Origin of the sequence: Achromobacter insolitus (genome assembly GCF_002209555.1) — a bacterium.
In the GTDB taxonomy this organism is placed as follows: Bacteria; Pseudomonadota; Gammaproteobacteria; order Burkholderiales; family Burkholderiaceae_B; genus Achromobacter; species Achromobacter insolitus.
The window spans coordinates 418,055-437,254 of the sequence record NZ_NJIF01000004.1; the positions used below are offsets into that span (position 1 = coordinate 418,055).

A 19,200-nucleotide genomic window follows, 5' to 3' on the forward strand; every position below is an offset into this window, starting at 1 on the left:
TCTCCATTTAGAAGGAATAACGCAAGGAGGCAGCGATGAAGTCGCGGTCTTTGAGCGTCTGCCGCCAACCGAACGAACCGTCCGAACTCATGAATGTTGAGGAGGGCCCGTAGTAATGCGTGTAGGCAAGCGTGAACCGCCACGCGTCCCGGAAACTCGCGTTTATGCCAATGTTCATGTCCCCCCCGCCCTCGGGCGTCCAGGCTGAAGGACTGCCGGCAGCAAGGGGCCGCGACCCTTTTGGCGCCCAGCTCATGCCTACAGGCACGCTGACATCCACTCCAGGGAAAACATTCCGGTACATTGGTTCAAGTACAAAGCGGAACTGCAAACCATCACGGCTACCCCTGGCGTCGGCGGCGTCCGTATTTTTCGTTATCTTCATCACGCGATTCCACGCCGCTTCTGCCGTTAGGCTCGCCTCACGCCATAACGGCGTCGCCGGCAAAGAAGCAATCGTGGAAACGTTGATATGGGCTGTGTTGCCCACGGCATACGCGGGGTTGCTGCGGTTGTTGCTGCGTGCCGCATCCGTGAAGGCACTGGTGTCCACCCCTCGATTTGTGGCCAAATCCTGGTTGTGGCGTATTGACCCTTCTATAGCAATGTTGAAATTGTCGAACGTCCGGCTCGCACTCGCGCCAAATGCCGTGATCGCTTCCTGATAGGCAAGGTAGTAGCCGGAAGGGGTGGGACCTTGCGGGGTCATCCCCAGGACAGGGATCACCTGCGGCGTCTTGCTGTGATAACGAATAGCGAAAAGGCTGTAATCGGTTTCCTCTCCGCGAATCTTCAATTGCACACCGCCCTGGCCGGAATTCCGCCCTCGCGCGTCGGAAAGTCGCCGGGCCGGGGGCACACCAGGCCCCAGGAGCATCGTCTCGCTGCCAGCGGCAATATCATTGTCGGAAAAGTATGTCCCCGCGAATGGCACTTTGCTGGCAGCCCATTGAAACTGGTAATAGCCGGCCAAAGAGAACTGGGGGCCCAGCTGGATCTGCCCTGAAACTTGCGGGACGGGGCGAATCGCTTCCTTGAACTGGGTTCCCGGCACGGAGGCGAGCTTCACGGCGTCGACCGGCATCTGCCCGCCAGCGACGGCGTTTCCGCCAAAAAACAGACTTTCGCCCCAGATCAACGAGTGCTTTCCCGCACGGACGGTAGCCGCACCGTTCTCCAGGTCGAACTTGCCGAATAGAAATGCATCAAGCAATTCGACGTTGCGCCCTTGATTCACGCGCGCAGCATGGGTGAACCGGTTGTAGGACACAGACGTCTGGTTCGGAAATGCACCGCCAGCAATCCCTGGGTTGTCGTTCGAACCGTTATAGATGCTGTCGTAGTACGCCGCACCGCTTACGCGCGCGCCGAAACGGCGCTGCCACGTCACATCCATCTCGCTGAACAAATCCATCCGGTTGGAAATTAGCCCAGGACCGAAATTGCGGTCGCCATCGTCATTGTTCGGGTTTGACAGCAGTGCTGCCGATGCGGATTTCAGACGAAACGCGTTGCTGTACTTAACGGTCGTGTCCCAACGCACGGTGATGTCGGAATTTCCGGTATCGATTTCGAAGGCGTGCGCGCTCAAGGCGAACACAGCGCTCGTCGCCAACGCTCCCCGATGCAACGCGTGATGGCGTCGCCGTACGCGGCGATTGATCGCCGTCACCTTGTTCGTTCCCATTTGTCTCCTATATCGCACCGTCTCGGGCGCGTGGCGGCGCTCTCGGCCTCTGCGAAGCGCGATACACCGTCCTTTTTCGCCATCGTCGGTCGCGTCACGAACACCCGCACAACCGACGATCAACGTTTTTATATGGTAAGTGTGTTTTTATGGATTTACAACACAAAAAATCGATAAAAATAAAAAATACCGATTCAAATAGAAGTGAGCCTCGGGGGAGGACGGGCCCTCTGGACGTGCTGCAGCGCGCCGCAGCAATGACGCAAGCCATGGCCAGGCGGATGGGAGGAAGCGAGGGAGGTAGGGCAAGTCAGTCGTTGGGCTTGAGGACGTCTGCCGCGGACAAGGCGGGACGGTCAGGCACGACTGAAAGGCAGGAGCACGCTAATGAGGAGGGAAATCGGCCGAGCGGCCCCGACGTTGTTGGGTCAGCCTTCTTGGCGTTTGCCGACTTTCGTGTGAGCAGAGGTGTCGCCGACAGGGAAGGCCCGGTCGAACGCTAAGAGCGCCAGCTCCGCAGATTTGCCAAAATGCTCGGCGATCAATTGCTGAGCACCCGGGGCGTCCCGTGCAATCACTGCGTCGAGGAGCAGCTTATGCTCCGCCAACGTGTCTCGATCCTCGAGCGTAGTGTTGCGGAGGGAAAGATTGTGATAGCGAGCCAGCTTTTCACGAACTAAACGACAAAGTTGCAGCGTCGTGGGCGACTGGCAACCAGCCAGCAGCGATTCGTGAAACGCCGAGTGAGCAACGAGCCATTCGTCGAACAATTCGGGCGATGTAGGTATTTTTGTCTTCGAAAGCCGGTGAAAGCTGCTTACGACATTCGACTCCCAATCGATACCACCACGTTCGATGGCACGCCGGACCGCGATGCAATCCAGATCGATTCGCGTCTGAGTCAGATCCAGCAACTCGTCTCTTGACACGGGCGCCACACGGAAGCCCCTCTGTTCCTGAAACTCGACGAGACCGTCGCTCGTCAGGCGTGAGAGCGCCTCGCGGATCGCCGTGGCGCCAATATCGTAACGCTCCCCCAACGCTTGTATCCGCAGACGCTGATCTGGAAAAAGGACGCCAGTGACGATATCCGCGCGCAAGCGCTGAAATGCCAGCGTCGTCAGACTGCTAGAAGTAGAGGAAGAAGAAAGCTCGGCTGTCCCCATGGCATCCACGGCTCGGCGTTACGGCACACCATTGGTGAGCCGATGATTGAAAGGCCGCCGAGAATTGACGGCGGCACGAACTATCGCTTATTCAGAGTTTAATGTCAACAATTCGATCTTATCGTTTTTCTCTGAGTAAATCGATAATATCAACCATCAAATCGAACGCCACTTACGCAGCTTGCGCGATCGGTTGCCGGCGCAAGCTCCTACTCTGGCTCAAAGATGATCGCGATGCGCCGCTCACGTATACGCCACCCCTGTGCCGTGCGGACATAGGTGTCGTGGTAGTCCGCAACAATGGGAGCGGGCGTGCCGGATACCGGATTTGTAGCGTCCACCCCGAATGCCTTGAAGCACACCACATAACACAATCCTGTGGCACTACCATCCCCGTTCAGGGTGACACGGATGTTGCTGCAGAGGTGGCGCGTCACCATTGGTGGCCGAGACCGCAGCGACGCCAGAATTGCCTCACGTCCGTGCACCACTTGATTGGTCGGGGTAACGATGACAGCATCAGGCGTAAAAACATCCATGACTCGAGAATAGTCTCCGCCATCCAGGGCATTGGCAAATTCTATGCACAGCCGGGCGCAGGCTGCCTCCACATCAGCGTGCGTGTCACCCAGCGGCAGGGGATTGATGGAATTCAATCCTTGCGTATCAGACGATACCGATTTCATAGTTTTCTCCTAGGAACGTAATGGGCTCAGGGGCGCCCGATTTTTGAACTATTGCGCTCTTTGCCATGCACGCTAGGAATCCCCTTGCCGCACGGTTAATCCGGTAACAAATGCATCGCTAAAGAAGGCTGTCGCGGGCAAGCCCCTCTCCCTGACGAATGCGGCTCGCGCAGAGTCGACCATCAACGGATTGCCGCATGCGTAGACTTCGTGTCCAGATAGATCTTGGAAGTCCTGCAGCACTGCTTCATGGACCAGGCCGCTTCGACCAAGCCAGTCGCCGGCTGGGTCCGACAGGACAGGTACGAAATAAACGTTTCCGAATCTGGCGCAAAGCGCCTGAGCCTCTTCCCATGCATAGATGTCTTCCCGTCGACGGGCTCCCCAATACAAGTAGCCCCCCCTTGCTGCCAGCTCGGCACCGTGCGACTTCAGGATGGCCGCAATCGGTGCATAGCCAGTCCCGGAGGCTAGGAGGATGACGGGGAGGCGGGAGGATGACAGACGGAAATTCCCAAACGGCCCCTCAATCCGCAACAAATCGCGGGCCTTGAGCGCCTCATAGGCATGACAAGAGAAACGCCCTCCCGGCATCGCGCGCACATGCCACTCAATCACTCCGGAATCATCTGGCGCATTGGCCATCGAATAACTGCGCCGCGAACCGTCGCGCAAGATGACGTCGACATACTGCCCGGCGGCAAAGTGAAATTCTGCTGCCGCCGGCGCTTGGAGCCTCAGCACAGCGACATCGGATGCGACACGAGTGTTTGAGACGACCCGGGCGCCAAATTGGCTCGTTCTTTGCCGTGGCTCAGCGGAAATATCGGGTGCATCAATCACTACATCGCACTCCGGAATCGCGACGCAGGTAAGGCAATGCCCCGGGGGCAAACTGGCCGTCTCGAAGCCATTCGGATAACGGACGGATCCCGACAATAGTCGATAAGCGCATGCCTGGCATTGCCCGCGCCTGCAACTATGTCTAGGAAAATAGCCCGCCGCCATGGAAGCGTCCAGAATCGCCATTCCGGGCGGGCATACCAACGTTGCCCCCTTAGGGGAAAAGGTCACTCGGTGTGCGCCAGGACGTGCCTCGTCCTGAATTGCTTGATGCGCCGCCATCGCACTAAGCAGCCTGCGCTTTCAAGTCGAGCGCCACATCGACAATCATGTCCTCTTGCCCACCTACCATGCGGCGCTTACCCAACTCGACCAGGATATCCACCGTCTTTAAGCCGTATTTGAGCGCCGCAGCCTCCGCATGCAACAAGAAACTGGAATACACACCGGCATAGCCAAGCGCCAAAGACTCGCGATCCACCCTGACGGGCCTGCTTTGCAACGGTCGCACAATATCGTCCGCTGCATCCATTAGGCGGAACAGATCGGTTCCGTGGTCCCAGCCCATCCGCTCAGCAGCGGCAATGAATACCTCCAGAGGCGCATTGCCCGCGCCTGCGCCCATCCCGGCGAGGCTCGCATCTATGCGATCGCACCCCTCCTCTACCGCCACAATGGAATTGGCCACGCCCAAGCCCAGATTGTGGTGCGCATGCATCCCCGTTTGCGTTCGCGTATCGAGGACATCTTTGAATGCCCGGAAACGTTCCCGGACACCGTCCATGGTCAAAGCTCCTCCGGAGTCCACCACGTAAATGCATGTTGCACCGTAGTTCTCCATCAGCTTGGCCTGCCCAGCCAGGTAAGTGGGCGACGTCATGTGACTCATCATCAGAAAGCCAACGACATCCATCCCAAGCTCCCGTGCGTAGCCGATATGCTGGCGGGAGATATCCGCCTCCGTGCAGTGCGTGGCCACGCGCAGAACTCGCGCGCCCGCGTCAAAAGCCGCACGTATGTCATGAATGGTGCCTATTCCGGGCAACAACAATGTAGCCACTCGAGCATGCGTTGCCACTTCCGCCGCGGCAGAGATCCATTCCAGATCGGTATGCGCGCCAAATCCGTAGTTGAATGACGATCCCTGTAGACCATCCCCATGCGCCACTTCGATCGAATCCACTCGCGCGGCGTCCAGTTCCCGCACGATCGCCTTGACTTGCGCGATACTGTATTGGTGGCGGACGGCATGCGACCCATCACGTAGAGTCACATCGGAAATATAGATTTTGCGATTCACTTTAAGTCTCGACAAAGGATGATCAGACCAATGCTGCGTGCGTGGCTAGCGCACGCTCCGCAAGTTTCTCGGCGGCCGCCAGCGCAGCGGATGTCATGATGTCCAGGTTGCCTGCATAAGCAGGCAAGTAATGCGCTGCCCCCTCTACCTCGAGAAATACCGAGGTCTTGAGACCGACCGTCGTGCCTAATCCCGGCACACTGAGCGGTCGATTTTTGTCAAAAATCTCGAACTGCACTCGTTGCTTGAGCCGATATCCCGGCACGTATGCATGGACTCGCGCAACCATTTCGTTGATCGCCGACTCGACTGCCTCCGTGTCCGCGATTGCAGAAAAGGTATAGACGGTGTCGCGCATCAATAGCGGCGGCTCAGCGGGATTCAAAACTATGATTGCCTTCCCCTTCCGCGCACCGCCAACAATTTCCAAGGCCCGCGAAGTCGTCTCGGTAAACTCGTCGATGTTTGCCCGCGTGCCAGGCCCTGCAGAACGGCTGGAGATCGAGGCGACGATTTCGGCATAGTGCACGGGCGTAACGTTTGCTACGGCCGCTACGATCGGGATCGTCGCCTGCCCGCCGCATGTCACCATATTGATGTTCAGCGCGTCCAAGTGCGCATCAGCATTTACCACCGGCACGCAGTATGGACCGATGGCGGCCGGCGTGAGGTCGATCATTTTTATGCCTGGTCTGCGCGCTCTAAGTATTCGGTCATTGGCGGAGTGGGCGCTGGCCGACGTGGCATCGAAGACAATATCGATGCCGTTGAACTCGGGCATTTCAACAAGGCCGCACGCGCCGGTAGCGCAAGTCGCCACACCCAGACTCGCCGCGCGTCTGAGACCATCCGATGCGGAGTCTATCCCCACCATGGCCGTCATCTCGAGGTGACGCCCGTGACGCAGTATCTTTATCATCAGATCAGTTCCGATGTTTCCGGATCCGATGATGGCGGCTTTGATCTTTCGTGTCATGATGACATCCCAATTTGGAGTATTTCTACGCGCAAAGTGCAATCGAACGACTCGGGTATGGTCCGAACGAGCCGCGCAGGAAGTTCATGAAATGGGGAATGGCGACTTTTGCTCTCGCCGGCCCGTGGAGTCTGGTACGGACTATCGGGATCACCCATTTGTTCAACAGTTTGATTATCTGAAGCAGGCATGGTGGCTCGCGCCGATTACTCGGCTTGACAACTGACGGATCCGAGACCGCCAACCTCCAGATGCAGGCAATCTCCAGGCCCGATAGGCACCATCGGTCCCAATGCACCCGATAGCACCACCTCTCCAGCGCGAAGCGACTCACCTAGTTCTGCCATCTTGCGTGCCAACCACCAAGCAGCCAACAAGGGGTGGCCAAGACAGGCTCCCCCATTCCCCTTGGACACTACGTCCCCATCGCGCAGGAAGCGCATCGAGCAATCGCGCAACGACACGTCCGTCAAACGCTTGGGGTCTGTTCCCAGGACATAGAGACCGCAGGATGCGTTGTCGGCCACAGTGTCCGCTAAGGTGATACGCCAGTCACGAATCGCACTGTCGACAATCTCGATAGCGGGCAACACATACTCGATCGAATTCAGGAAACGGCCCCAGGTAAGGTCCGCGTCGAGATCGCGACCGAGAACCATTGCTACCTCGCCCTCAGCTTTGGGCTGCATCAAGGTACTCACCGGTACGTTCGCGCCCGACACATATTCCATGTCGGCGAAAAGCACGCCAAAGTCTGGCTGATCGACGCCCAGCTGCCTTTGCACCGACTCGGAAGTCAGCCCTATCTTCCTGCCACTGACCCGTCGTCCCTCGCGGAGCGCGCGCTGCGTGTTAACTGCCGCGACCTCGTACGCCGCCTTCGCGCCAGCTATGCCGAACGTTTCTGAAATTGGGGAGATCGCGGTTCGGCTACGGCGTGCTTCATAAAGCGCGTCGGCTGCGCGGAGTACTGAAATGCTATCCATGCTTAGTCTCTTCCTTTTAAAGTTTTCCCCGATCTCGCCTGCACTTGGCGGGTCGCCTGCAGCGCAGCCATTCGACTGTGTGCCGCACCAACTTCTGCGCGCAGCGTTGTCACGTATTCTTTCTCCAGGGCCGTCACCACCTCTTCAACGCTTGTGACCGCCTCGGTGGCTCCAACACCGTGCCCCGCGGACCAAACGTTCTTCCACGCTTTGGGAGCAGTTGAGATGTCGCCTGAAAAGTCGATCACCTTGCCCTCTTTCAACTGATCAGGAGTAAGTCCCGCAGCGGCCAAAGTCGGTTTGAGCCAGTTCGCCGGTACGCCCGACACTGCACTGGACAGTTCCAGATCCTCCATGCTGCAATTCACAACCATGTCCCGATAAGCCTTCGGAGCCATGCTCTCGTGGGTTGCAATCAACTGTGTTCCTATTGCAACGAAATCCGCCCCTAGTAGTTCCGCCGCACGGATGTGCGCGCCACGGGAAATAGCCCCGGCAAGTCCCAAAGGCCCATTCCAAAAGCGTCTAACCTCTTCAATAAAGGCGAATGGGTGATAGCAACCGGTGTGCCCCCCAGCACCGCTGCTCACCAGCACCAGCCCGTCGACGCCGGCATCTATTGCCTTACGCGCGAGCGTCGGCGTGGTGACATCGGCCAGTACAATGCCTCCGTAACCGTGCACGGGAGCCAACACGCGGCTCGGACTACCCAGCGCGGTGGTAACAATTTTCGGGCGATAGCGCCGTACCAATTCCAGTTCCGCGTCGAATCGGTCATAGCTGCTATGGACGATCATGTTGAGTCCCCAGGGCGCATCGTCGCAATCGGCAGCGTGCTCGCTGATAATCCGCAACGCTTCTCCAAGTGCGGTGGTGTCGCGCGAATTCGAAGCTGCATAAGTGCCCACGATGCCCGAGCTGATGCAGGCACAGACAAGTTCCGGACCGGAGACCAGGAACATGGGCGCAGCCATCACAGGCAGACGCGCTTGAGCAAAGATCCGCCTCGTCTCGGCCTCGGCAAGGTGCTTCGAGATATCGCCCCCGCGACTCATACGTCAGAACGCCTAATCGTCGGCCGAGGGCCGCGAGCCGGCCTGCCTCGTACTTCCCAGCCCCCATCACTGTGCACGACGGCGGCCGTGGTGGACGACGCATTGGCTCGAGACGCAAGCAGCACATAGTGGCCACAATGGTCTTCGGGACGAGCGACAACGCCTAGCGGCACCGCGGCGGCCGCTGCATCGCGAAAGCCTGGGAGATCTGACAAATGCGAATCCTGCTTGCCCAATGCGGCAGGTCCCTTCAACGGTGTAAGAGTGCCTCCAGGCGCGACCGCATTGACACGAATATCCGGTGCCAGCTCATAAGCCAGTTGCCGGACCAAACCTACTCCAGCATGCTTGGAGGCCACATACACCGGTCCTCCGCCGCCGGCATAGGACGCGGCGTTGGACAAGGTAAAGATGATGCTGCCACGCGAGGCGCGCAGTGCCGGTTCCGCGGCTTGTGCCGCCAATAGATAGCCGAGCACATTGACATCGAACACTTCTCGATAAGTTTCCAATAGCTGACCGGCATCGCGGAACCTCGTCAACGTCGTAAAGTGGTCCCACACACCCGCGTTAGCCACCAACGTGTCCAATTTTCCGAACGCGCGCAGCGTGGCCTCTACCGCCTCCGCATTTGATTGGCCCGACCGTACGTCGCCCACCGTCACTGCAACCCGATCTCCAAACTCTCGACGCAATGCCTCAGCGCCAGCATTGCTACGCACCAGCGCACCTATCCCGCGGGCGCCTTCGGCTAAAAAGCGCCGCGCAACCGCCAGTCCGATGCCCGAATTGGCGCCGGTTATCAATGCAACATCATCTGTCAGCCAGGCCATGAGATCACAAGAAAGTATTGAGGTTCTTCGACATCAGCAGCGACTGCGTGATGACGATCTTGCGGCGTGCGATGCAGAAGTCATTGCCCCGTTCCCGCAGTAAATCTTCGCGCCTTCCTAGCAACATGTCGTTGTCGGCCTCGCCGCGACTTCGGTAATTGACGAAAACGGAATGCACGATCAGCTCTCCCGCAGTCGCCCCCCAGAGCGCCTCCACATTGCTAATGACATGCACATGGCGGGTTGGCGGATCTTCCGCCCACGCGGATGGCTGCTGATAGCGCGCCACACGCCGCTCCAGGTCCAGGTGATTGTCGTCAAAGTACGCTCCACCGCCAGGCGCATAGGCCGACAGGCCGCCGCCACGGCGACGGTTCTCGATAGCCGGCATCCAGTAATGAACGTCCTGCGCCATCAGCCCGAGCCATTGATCCCACAGCTCGGCATCGAGCAATCGTGCCTCTCGGTAGAGGAATTGCTCGACGCGCCGGGTGGTTTCACTATCGACGGGCTCTCCAGCCTGCCATGCCGCAAGAGATGCCAGAGGCGAACTCATACAACCTCCTGAGCCGCTGATTCGTGGACGAAGGCAGACTCCGGCAGTTGGGCTGGATCTCGCAGCGGCACATCATTCCAGGAACGAGCTTGCATCAAATCCAGCCAACGACGATAGAAGGCTCGATGATTCGCTTCATTGACTTGATTCCGGTAGACGTTACCGGGCAGAACACTCTCCTCCAGGCGCGTTCCCCGTCCAAGGCCCATATAGAGATCTTGCTGTCTCGTCATAAACCCTGCATTGGTGCGAGTCGAGAATTCAAAATTCTCGCCATCGTCCATTTCGAAAACACCTGAGGGCGAGAACGTCAACATTGCCCCTTTTCTCCAGCGTTCCTTGATTTCCGGAGGGGCGCTTTTGTTGACTAGCGTCCAGGTATGCAACTCAATTTTTCCAGGCCCGCGCGGGTGCCAGACGCGAAACGTGTTCTGTCCCGGTAGAAACGACAAGTTGGGAAACACTCCAGCCGACGAAATGGATCCGATCATTTTCGATCTCACATCCCCCAACCGTCGCGCCACTTCTGGCTGGATACGATAGAGATACTTGCGAATCTCCTTGTCGCCCAGTGTGGCGGCATTTCCTACGATGTCGAGATTGAATTCCCAACCGTGCCCGTTGCAATTGACATGGTAGGAATCGGGATTCTTGTAGACCTCAGCCACCGGGCCGCCCAGCATGGCCCGAGCTGCGGAATCGTGTGTCCACAAAGCATGGTAAATGTCACCAATGAAGTTCTCCACCGGGACCTTCCAATTGCAATTGATGACAGATTTCACGCAACCGCCGACGAATTCCGTTCCTGCCCCGTCCATATCCAGCATGACGTCAAGGTAGTAGCGGAAGTCGCCCAAATAGGCCGACAGCGACGGAGCCTCGGCATCCATGTTGCCGAAGACCAGTCCTTTATATGTCGCCACTTGCGTCACGGGATGCAAGCCATGATCTTCCTTTTTCAAACCGCTATTTTCGAACAGTTCCTGCCCAGCCATTCCTCGAAGTCCGCCGTCGATGCCGAAGCTCCACCCGTGGTAGTTGCATATGAAACTTCTGGCATTGCCCGCATCCGCGAAGTTGATCTTGTTGCCGCGATGCGGGCATGTATTGAGAAACGCCTTGATTGAGCCGTCCTTTTGCCGAACGACAATCACGTTGTCTTCGGCCATGTAGGCGGAGATATAGTCGCCCGCTTTAGGAATCTGCGATTCATGCGCCAAGAACAGCCAACTGCGGGCGAAGATTTTCTCGAGTTCCTGTTCATAGATTCGGCTATCCCAATACACGCGGCGGGAAAGGCGGCCAGCATTCAGGTCAATCAGGCGATCCAGCCCTTCCAGCGGCTCGCTAGTCCGATCCCTGCGAAGACGCCCACAGTCTCCTACACAGTCTTCTTTCATGGCGGTCTCCGATCAGATTGCCGAAGCAGCGGCTTCAGAAGGATGCTCGAGATCGGCGTAGACTTCGCCGTCTTCCTCGATCACGTGGAAAGTGCGGAGGTCGACCACGCACGGAAACCCTACAGCCTGGCCTGTGGGTATATGGAACAGACCATCATGCACAGGGCAAGCGATCAGATCGCCATCGACAATTTCGCCTTCCGACAGGGACGCGGTGGCATGGGTGCAAGTGTCATGAGTGGCATAGAAGGTTCCCTCTACGTTATAGACAGCTAGCGGACAACCCTCGATGTCAATCCTCTTGACCTCCCCGGGCTTAAGCGCATCACGCCGAACCAGAAATACTCTATTGCTCATCGTCATTCTTCTCTAACCCGCGTCACAGCGGATGCAGCTGCACAAAGCCCAGGCCTGTCACCCATTCAGGCACCGCCTCATAGGCGATCAATTCACCCCGGCCACCTTCAAGCGCGCCAAGCGCGCAAGCCCAATTGCGAACTTCCATCCCTCCATTACCGCCATTGGCAAGGATGTAGCTGTCACTGAGAGCGCAAATTTCCGCTATATCGAGTCGCTCCGCATAGCCCAGAATCTCTCGATCAAAGGCCTCGTTGACCCGGCCCATTTCGGCCGTCCCAACCCAATGACTTATTCCGCCGCTCCCTATCACGACTACGCGCTCATCCCCGGGAAACGACTCGATTGCTCTGCGGATCTGACCGCCCACTTCCACGGCGCGCGCCATGCGGATGTATGGGTCCACGCCTGCGGCGAGATAGACTGGAATCGTGCCTACGGTCACTCCCATTTCGCGCAACGGCTGAATCAGCAATTGATTTGGAATTGCTATCGCATGATCTACGGTCATGGCGCGTGCCACCGCCCAGTCGAATCCACTAGCCAGCCCGTGCTCCGCGATGTGTGAGGCTAGCGGTTCGCTATTGGGGATAGTCCCGCGCGGCAGGCCCGGCATAACATCCAAAGGTCCGTCGACATCGCCGATCCCGATCAGGTATGACGGCAGGCATGCCGTGCCAAACAGCATGTAATGATCGGCGCCGATGACAACTACACTGGTAGGCGCCAATTCCTTCAGTCGTTCTGCACATTGATGAAATGCGCCCCACATCCGGTCTCTCACTGCGAGCTCTGGTGCGTTTGGAGCCACGAACATGACCGGGTCATGCGGTACCAAAAACCCCCCAACGATTCGGCTCATTTTTGTCCCGCCTATTGCTTCAATGCTGCGCTGTGAAGCGCTTCAGATTCAGACACCGGCCGCAGTTTTCGCATGTATGCGCTCATGCCTCTTTCTGGGGACAGCTCCTGCCAGAACCCCATAGTGAGCATAGGATTCACGCCCAGTTCCTGCAGACCGGCCACGTCAAAATCACGCACCATCAGACGCTCCGCCTTGCTAAGAGCAAAGCGTGCTAAATAGCCCTCCGCGTCATCACGGAAGCGCTGCTTTGCCATTCGATCTACGGTCAGCTGATGTAAAACTCGCTCAAGCATGTTCCGGCTCATGGCATCACGCACAAAATTGCGAAACCAACTGCAAAAAATCGGTGCGCCGCTCAGTCTGAACCCAATGACCGCACCGGCCAAAAAGATGCAAGTCTGCATTGGGAATTGCTCGGGCCAACAGTTCCCCACAATCTGTCGGGACTACCCTGTCTTCACGACCATGTAATACGAGGGTGGGCGCCTGGATCGTCGCAACAATGTGTTCAGGAAACCCTTTCACGATTGTGGGGCCGTCTAGATTTGGCCGTGGGATAAGCTTACGCAGCGCAGTTTGTGCACCGGGTCGTGCGCTCGCTTCGAAGCGAGACTGGATCATTTGCTGCGTAATGATGGATGGGTCGTATGGGAACAGGCGTAAGGTGCGCTCCATGTTTGCGAGCGACGGCTCATATTCCCAGGCAGAACGCAGCCCAGGAGTCTGGACGAATTCGCCTGCGGGCGTGCCCAACAACACCAACCTCTCCACGCGATCCGGGTTGGAGGTCGCCAGGCCAAGCGCTAGCGCTCCGCCAAAGGAGTTTCCGACAAAGGAAGCACGATCGATCTCTAGTTCATCCATGATGCCCAGCAGATGACGCACCCAAAGTTTGATGTCGTACCTGGAATCATCCTTGAACTCGGTGAAGCCGAATCCAGCGATGTCCGGGACGATCACCCTGAACGAATTGCCCAACTGATCCATCACCCCGTTCCAGTTGGTCCAACCCGATACACCGGGGCCGGAGCCATGTAGCAAAAACAACGGCGGGCCTTGCCCCACATCGAAGTAATGCGTCCGGTGACCGGCTGCCATCAGCAGCTTGCCCGAGCCTTTCGCGACGTTCATGCGTTATCTCCATACACATACGTATGTGTATGGTAGGGACCGAAAAAGAAAGGGTCAAGCTTTTTTTCAGCTATATCTTGGCACCTCACAGCTCGAACCAAACTTAGCGGACCATACGGGTTCGAATGGAAACCGAGAGGTAAAATGAAGCTCTCAATGTTTTTGGAACGGAAATGGTCAGAAGTTCGAACGTGGAACTCAAAGCGTCGCGTAGCCAACTGAACCCCGCAGATTGGATCCGCGCTGCTCGCAACCTTCTGGTCAGCCGCAGTGTGGACGCCATTCGCGTCGAAGTGCTTGCGAAAGAGATGTCCGTCACGCGGGGCAGTTTTTATTGGCACTTCAAGGACCGCGAAGATCTATTGCAGCGCATGTTGCTGGCTTGGCGTGACGAAGCCACTGAACAGATCATTGCCCGCTTTGAGCGCGGCGAGCGACAGCCGCGGGAATTGATCCGAGATTTGCTTTCCCTGCCCTTGCGTGGCAAAGCCGCCGAGGAGGCTGCGGCCACTGAACTCGCTATTCGCGCGTGGGCGCGACGTGACGAGCGAGTGAGCCAACTCCTGGATGAAGTGGATTCGAAGCGTCTTTCCTATATTTCGCAGTGCTTCAGTGCTTTGGGCTTCAGCGTAGGTGAAGCCCGTTGCCGAGCATTTGCGCTGTACAGCTATGAACTATCCGAGGCGTTGCTTTCGCGGCAAGGCACGTCCGAGCAAAAGCGCGAACGCAATGCCATGATGGAACGGTTGCTGCTGGCGCCGTTGTAGCGTGGGGGAGAGACTATGCCGGCAGGCCCAAACGTGCCGGCCATTGGAGAACGAAGCGGGCCCCTCCTAGCGGGCTATCTGAAATTCTGACGCTGCCCTGGTGACTGGTCGCCACCCGATGGACGATAGCAAGCCCCAATCCGACCCCGCCGGTTCCCCTGTCGCGGCTTTCATCCAGACGAATAAAGGGCTCAAAAATCCTGTCTCTGTCGGCAACAAGAATACCCGGTCCGTCATCGTCCACCCTCAGAACAAAGTCGCCATCCGAGCGAAGCTTCAATTCGATTTCGACCTTCTCATGCGCGTACCGCACTGCATTCTGCAACAGGTTGAGCAGCGCCCTGCTCATGTAGCGGGGATGCAGCCGGACTTGTGAAGGGTGACCATCATGCACGACGCAGCGCACATTGCGAGCCGCTGCTTGATGCTGGATCATGGCTAGCGCTTTGGCTAGCCAATCGCTTGCATCAACGGTTTCCAGCGCTACGATTTCCTCGGAAGGATGTTCCAGGCGCGCATAGACCAGCAGTTCCGCCACCATATTCTCCAGTTCGGCGACGTCTGCCCGCATATCCTGGAAGATACTCTTATCTTGCGAACCGGCCTCTCCCCTATCCACCAAGTCGATTTCGAAGGAGAGGCGCGCCAGCGGCGTGCGAAGTTCATGAGAGACCGCGTTAGTCAAATTTCGTTGGCCTTCTATCAGAGTGGCGATCCGCTCTGCCATGTAGTTGAAGCTCTCGCCAATATGCCGAAGGCCCGAGATTCGCGACAGATGCACGCGCTTGCCAAGATCTCCCTGGCCCATTTGCAAAGCAGCGTTACGCAAAGCATCCATGTCACGCCACACGGGAAGCGCCCAAAGCACGAATAAGGCGGTAGCCATCAGCAACGTCAACAACGCCCACGCGCTCCACGTGAGCATCCTATCGAGGAAGTCATCACCTGGCAGACGCAGTTCCAGCCACTGTTTGGGCTCTCCCGGAAGTGGAATGAGGAATGTGCTGTATTCGTCCCGCATGAGGAAGCCCGCGTGCGCCAGTTGACTGCGATCATGCTCTCCCAGCCTAACCTCTGCGTCGGCTAGCAATCGTAGTTCTGCACCGTAGTGTGGCAGCACGTTCTCACGCAAAAAAAGCGCTCGCTCAGCGGGTGCCACGGAGTCCAATTCTTTGTGCAACGAATGCACTTCGCCGCGCATTGCCCGAAACGTCAGGTCGTCCAGTTTCGGAGAAAAGAATGCGTTAAGGCCCTTGTCCACCAGTTGGAAGGCAGCTCCCAAGCTAAGAATGGCCATTAAAAAAAGGTGGAGCGCGAACTTGAACATTATTGGCTTTGAAGCGGCAGACGACCGCCTCCTACAGACATGGCGAGGATACGACAAACGGGACAGCACTATGCCAGCCAGCCCCGCCTGCCAACGTGTCGACGAATCGACCGGCATCATGGTGAGAATCCCGCCCACAGCGCCGCACGCCCTTAGAGGAAATCTATAAAGTTGAGTGAGAAAAAAATCCTGTTTCCTGGCTTATGCCACCCGGGCTTGCCACCTGCGCTCACCGCTGTTGTCGCAGCCGCTTAAAGGTCAGCGTTGTAAGAGCGCAGACTTTAGATATCCCTTGATTTACCACATAAACCTGAGCGCTAAGGAACGCGACCGCCTGACCGTTACCCACCACATGAGCAACGCATCGTATGGTGTCTCCGACCGCAGGAATAAGAAAGGAAGTTTTGAACTCAAGCGTGGTCATACTGTCGGACTCTTCTCCCACCCGCTCATCAAGCAGGCTAAGAGCCGCATAGCCCGCGGTGGCGTCCGCTACCATTCCAACAATCCCGCCCTGCACGGCGCCACGGTGATGCAGCAAAGTCGGAGCAATGTCAGCAGACGCTTGACAACGCCCACGAGAAATATCTTCCAGGCGTAAACCGATATGGCGATAGGCCGGTTCTTCGGCAAACTGTTGAGCAAGATGCCGTATCCTGTCTATATGCAGCTCTGGATGCGCGCCCGCAATTTCGATCATGGAGAAGCTCTTCCTAACGATGGGCCTCCTAGTATCTTGCACTTTCCTGGGGCTGTATTGAACGCTATTGCAGCTTGCTCCATGGCTGCTCGCCCCAGCGGCAATGCAAGACCTTTGGGCGAAGCGATGGCTGGACAGAAGGAATTTCCGTTCGCTCAGCAGGTGGCGGTTGCTTGCCCCGCTTCCGTCGCCAGCCTAATGGGCGCCGCGGGCGGCACATTGAAGCTGCGAAAGTTCACTCGCCGAGGACCAGTCGCCGTACAACTCTGGCAAGCTCTCCAGCAGACCCCACCTGACGGCAGCACAAGAGGGATGCGCGGGTTCCATACGAGCAGAGGGCGTCAGTATCACCGAAGCAGTTCGGCAGGCTAGCCTTCCTCTGCTTTGATAAGATCAACCCTGTTCGTAAGAATAGTCCTCACCGCCCAGCTGAACCGCGGTCACGCCCTTACAACTCCCATTTACAGAACCGCGCAAGCCAACATGACAGATCTCACCTATCGTCCCGCGAAGCCCGACGACGTGGACTTATGCATTCAAATTAGAGGTAGAACCAGAGAGAACGCCTTCTCTGAAGAAGACCTGCGTGCCTTAGGAATCACTGCAGAGACGTGGAGGACCGGCATCGAACAAGGCGATGCCCCCGGCTTTGTCGCTTGTGCGAATGGGCAGATGATCGGCTACTGTTTTGGCGATCGTGAAACCGGAGAAATCACGGTACTTGCCCTGCTCCCTGCATACGAGGGGCTCGGTATTGGGAAAACTCTATTGAGTCTGATGACTAAAGAGCTTATGCGTCTGGGCTTCAAGCGCTTGTTCTTGGCTTGCTCAAGTGACGCGAACGTTCGCTCCTACGGTTTCTATAGGCATTTAGGCTGGATGGCCACAGGGGAACGGGATGAGTCCGGGGATGAGATCTTGGAGATCACCCTTTAGAGTAAATTTCGTGTCAATCGCTATGAGAGCTCAATTGGATCAAACAAAAGACGGCCAGGCATCGAGGGAACCGCGGTTAGGCTGCGGCGCAGCAGTCGTTAACGATGGAAGACTGCTCCTCATACATCGTCGTCGGGAACCTGAAGCGGACCATTGGGGATTGCCTGGTGGGAAGGTGGACTGGTTAGAGCCGGTCGAGCATGCAATACGACGAGAAATACGGGAAGAATTAGGAATTTCTCTTGGCGAATTGCATTTACTTTGCGTAGTCGATCAGATCGATCCGAGCCGAGCCACGCATTGGGCAGCACCGGTATTTTTGACGCTGCAATTCGAAGGCACTCCTGCCCTGATAGAACCAGATAAGCACGCTGCCTGGGGCTGGTTTGCACTTGACCGTCTGCCTGAGCCTTTGACTATGGCGACTCGCACCGCGGCGCTTCATTTGCGCCAACGTTTTGCCTCGGCACATTAGCCTCACTGCGCCTTGATGGCGCGCAGCCTCGGCCGTCGGCCAACTCCGGCGCAAAACGATTGCGGCCGCGTTTGCTTGCTGCAGATGGACAGAGGTTCACCTGAATGAAGCTTTTACTGGAAACAGGTTTTCCGTCATGTAGTCGACGAACGCCCGCACTCTGGGCAGCACTTGTCGATTAGATGGCCATAGCACCCAGAAAGTGCTCGATGCGCCCGCCCATTCATCCAGCACAGTAGCAAGTGTATTGCTATCGACGGCAGATTGAACGGCGAAATCTGGTAGACAGGCAATGCCATGGCCTTGAATCGCCATATGCAGCAGAGTTTCCACATGGTTACTCGTCATGCTTGCCACGGGGCGAAAGTCGATATCCCTGTGATCGCGGCGCAGCGGCCATTTCTCTGTCAAGCCAGTACTTGGGAAGCGATGGAGGAGACAGGCGTGCTGCGTCAGATCGTCAGGGTGCGTCGGAGTTCCATGGCGCTTGAAGTATGCAGGCGCCCCTACACAGACGAACCGACTGGCGCCCAAACGCTTGCTCATCAACCGGGAATCGCTTAGCTCGCCAGTGCGGACTACTGCGTCGAAGCCTTCGTCTATGACATCCACGAGCCGGTCACTGAAATCCAGGTCAAGCTCAATCTGCGGGTAGAGATGAGCGAAGTTCGACAGCACGGGCAGCATGAGCCCACTGACCAACGGCAGACTAATTCGTAAGCGGCCTTGTGGGCCGTACGTGGTGCTGGTCAGCTCACTCTCGGCGGCAGCAACTTCAGCGAGGATTCGGCGGCAACGATCAAGGAATAAGCCGCCCTCCATGGTCAGACTCACGCTACGGGTGCTGCGCTGAAAGAGTCTCACGTTCAGCTTTTCCTCCAAACGCGCCACTGCTTTGCTGACCGCCGATGCGGAGATTCCCAATCGACGGCCGGCCGCCACAAAACTGCGCAACTCTGCTACCCGGACAAAGATCGCCATCCCACTAAGGCTGTCCATTTTCGACTCCTATTCCTGAGCAAACTGTCACTTTACTAGTGATTATCCGCCTATTTTTCTCGCAATAGATCCAAATTAGCATCAATAGGAAGCTGACAGATCGCTGCTCTTCCTTAAAAGACACAGATTGCAGATGTCTCTTGCCCCCTTTGCGC

The 19,200-nt window shown here is 57.2% G+C and carries 21 protein-coding genes and 1 pseudogene; 3 read left to right on the forward strand and 19 right to left on the reverse strand.

The genetic code is table 11. From position 1 onward, the window contains the following. Positions 1 to 7: 7 nt before the first annotated feature. The 16 genes and pseudogenes from CEY08_RS17030 to CEY08_RS17100 form a co-directional block, all read right to left on the reverse strand. Positions 8 to 1,687: a DUF1302 domain-containing protein gene (locus CEY08_RS17030; RefSeq protein WP_076814794.1), complete on the reverse strand. Its 1,680-nt coding sequence runs from the start codon at positions 1,685 to 1,687 to the stop codon at positions 8 to 10. A 428-nt stretch (positions 1,688 to 2,115) separates the two neighbouring features. Further along, positions 2,116 to 2,853: an FCD domain-containing protein gene (locus CEY08_RS17035; RefSeq protein ID WP_084738580.1), complete on the reverse strand. Its 738-nt coding sequence runs from the start codon at positions 2,851 to 2,853 to the stop codon at positions 2,116 to 2,118. A 209-nt stretch (positions 2,854 to 3,062) separates the two neighbouring features. Beyond that, positions 3,063 to 3,539, reverse strand: a complete 477-nt coding sequence (locus CEY08_RS17040) for a nuclear transport factor 2 family protein (RefSeq protein ID WP_076814798.1) — start codon at positions 3,537 to 3,539, stop codon at positions 3,063 to 3,065. A 72-nt stretch (positions 3,540 to 3,611) separates the two neighbouring features. Continuing rightward, entirely contained in the window at positions 3,612 to 4,382 is a 771-nt protein-coding gene (locus CEY08_RS17045) for an FAD-binding oxidoreductase (protein WP_232033814.1), read from the reverse strand. Between the two features lie 24 nt (positions 4,383 to 4,406). Continuing rightward, a pseudogene (locus CEY08_RS30340) lies at positions 4,407 to 4,664 on the reverse strand (2Fe-2S iron-sulfur cluster-binding protein); the annotation flags it as partial. A gap of 4 nt (positions 4,665 to 4,668) precedes the next feature. After that, the gene (dmpG, locus tag CEY08_RS17050; RefSeq protein ID WP_076817815.1) at positions 4,669 to 5,682 is read right to left on the reverse strand and encodes a 4-hydroxy-2-oxovalerate aldolase; all 1,014 of its coding nucleotides are present in this window, start codon (positions 5,680 to 5,682) and stop codon (positions 4,669 to 4,671) included. 22 nt (positions 5,683 to 5,704) lie between these two features. Beyond that, positions 5,705 to 6,661, reverse strand: coding sequence for an acetaldehyde dehydrogenase (acetylating) (locus CEY08_RS17055; protein WP_076817817.1), 957 nt, complete (start codon positions 6,659 to 6,661; stop codon positions 5,705 to 5,707). 203 nt (positions 6,662 to 6,864) lie between these two features. Continuing rightward, positions 6,865 to 7,644: a 2-keto-4-pentenoate hydratase gene (locus CEY08_RS17060; RefSeq protein ID WP_076814803.1), complete on the reverse strand. Its 780-nt coding sequence runs from the start codon at positions 7,642 to 7,644 to the stop codon at positions 6,865 to 6,867. A 2-nt stretch (positions 7,645 to 7,646) separates the two neighbouring features. Beyond that, positions 7,647 to 8,606 carry an NAD(P)H-dependent flavin oxidoreductase gene (locus tag CEY08_RS17065; RefSeq protein WP_197723198.1) on the reverse strand — a complete coding sequence of 320 codons (960 nt, stop codon included), beginning with the start codon at positions 8,604 to 8,606 and terminating at the stop codon, positions 7,647 to 7,649. A gap of 89 nt (positions 8,607 to 8,695) precedes the next feature. Then, positions 8,696 to 9,532, reverse strand: a complete 837-nt coding sequence (hcaB, locus tag CEY08_RS17070) for a 3-(cis-5,6-dihydroxycyclohexa-1,3-dien-1-yl)propanoate dehydrogenase (protein WP_076814806.1) — start codon at positions 9,530 to 9,532, stop codon at positions 8,696 to 8,698. 4 nt (positions 9,533 to 9,536) lie between these two features. After that, the gene (locus tag CEY08_RS17075; protein WP_084738581.1) at positions 9,537 to 10,088 is read right to left on the reverse strand and encodes a 3-phenylpropionate/cinnamic acid dioxygenase subunit beta; all 552 of its coding nucleotides are present in this window, start codon (positions 10,086 to 10,088) and stop codon (positions 9,537 to 9,539) included. Further along, on the reverse strand, positions 10,085 to 11,488 hold the full coding sequence (locus CEY08_RS17080) for an aromatic ring-hydroxylating dioxygenase subunit alpha (RefSeq protein WP_076814808.1): 1,404 nt from the start codon (positions 11,486 to 11,488) through the stop codon (positions 10,085 to 10,087). Before CEY08_RS17080 ends, CEY08_RS17075 begins: the two co-directional genes overlap by 4 nt. Positions 11,489 to 11,500: 12 nt before the next feature. Beyond that, complete coding sequence (locus CEY08_RS17085) at positions 11,501 to 11,845, reverse strand: non-heme iron oxygenase ferredoxin subunit (RefSeq protein ID WP_076814810.1); 345 nt, start codon at positions 11,843 to 11,845, stop codon at positions 11,501 to 11,503. Between the two features lie 22 nt (positions 11,846 to 11,867). After that, entirely contained in the window at positions 11,868 to 12,707 is an 840-nt protein-coding gene (locus CEY08_RS17090) for a DODA-type extradiol aromatic ring-opening family dioxygenase (RefSeq protein ID WP_076814812.1), read from the reverse strand. 11 nt (positions 12,708 to 12,718) lie between these two features. Next, on the reverse strand, positions 12,719 to 13,003 hold the full coding sequence (locus CEY08_RS17095) for a hypothetical protein (RefSeq protein ID WP_197723197.1): 285 nt from the start codon (positions 13,001 to 13,003) through the stop codon (positions 12,719 to 12,721). Positions 13,004 to 13,019: 16 nt separating this feature from the next. After that, entirely contained in the window at positions 13,020 to 13,841 is an 822-nt protein-coding gene (locus tag CEY08_RS17100) for an alpha/beta fold hydrolase (protein WP_076814816.1), read from the reverse strand. Positions 13,842 to 14,032: 191 nt separating this feature from the next. Here CEY08_RS17100 and CEY08_RS17105 point away from each other — a divergent pair, with 191 nt between their 5' ends. Further along, positions 14,033 to 14,608, forward strand: a complete 576-nt coding sequence (locus tag CEY08_RS17105) for a TetR/AcrR family transcriptional regulator (RefSeq protein ID WP_197723196.1) — start codon at positions 14,033 to 14,035, stop codon at positions 14,606 to 14,608. Positions 14,609 to 14,621: 13 nt separating this feature from the next. On the opposite strand, the gene CEY08_RS17110 is transcribed toward CEY08_RS17105, so the two are convergent. Continuing rightward, complete coding sequence (locus CEY08_RS17110; protein ID WP_076814820.1) at positions 14,622 to 15,935, reverse strand: ATP-binding protein; 1,314 nt, start codon at positions 15,933 to 15,935, stop codon at positions 14,622 to 14,624. 229 nt (positions 15,936 to 16,164) lie between these two features. Then, complete coding sequence (locus CEY08_RS17115) at positions 16,165 to 16,635, reverse strand: PaaI family thioesterase (RefSeq protein WP_088607736.1); 471 nt, start codon at positions 16,633 to 16,635, stop codon at positions 16,165 to 16,167. Between the two features lie 483 nt (positions 16,636 to 17,118). Between CEY08_RS17115 and CEY08_RS17120 the strand changes: the two genes are divergently transcribed. Both CEY08_RS17120 and CEY08_RS17125 read left to right on the forward strand, forming a co-directional pair. After that, the gene (locus CEY08_RS17120; RefSeq protein WP_076814823.1) at positions 17,119 to 17,571 is read left to right on the forward strand and encodes a GNAT family N-acetyltransferase; all 453 of its coding nucleotides are present in this window, start codon (positions 17,119 to 17,121) and stop codon (positions 17,569 to 17,571) included. Positions 17,572 to 17,593: 22 nt separating this feature from the next. Next, a complete protein-coding gene (locus CEY08_RS17125; RefSeq protein WP_076814825.1) occupies positions 17,594 to 18,046 on the forward strand; it encodes an NUDIX hydrolase in 453 nt (150 codons plus the stop codon). 96 nt (positions 18,047 to 18,142) lie between these two features. Here the strand turns inward: CEY08_RS17125 and CEY08_RS17130 are convergent, their stop codons facing one another. Further along, on the reverse strand, positions 18,143 to 19,045 hold the full coding sequence (locus CEY08_RS17130) for a LysR family transcriptional regulator (protein WP_076814827.1): 903 nt from the start codon (positions 19,043 to 19,045) through the stop codon (positions 18,143 to 18,145). Positions 19,046 to 19,200: the final 155 nt, after the last annotated feature.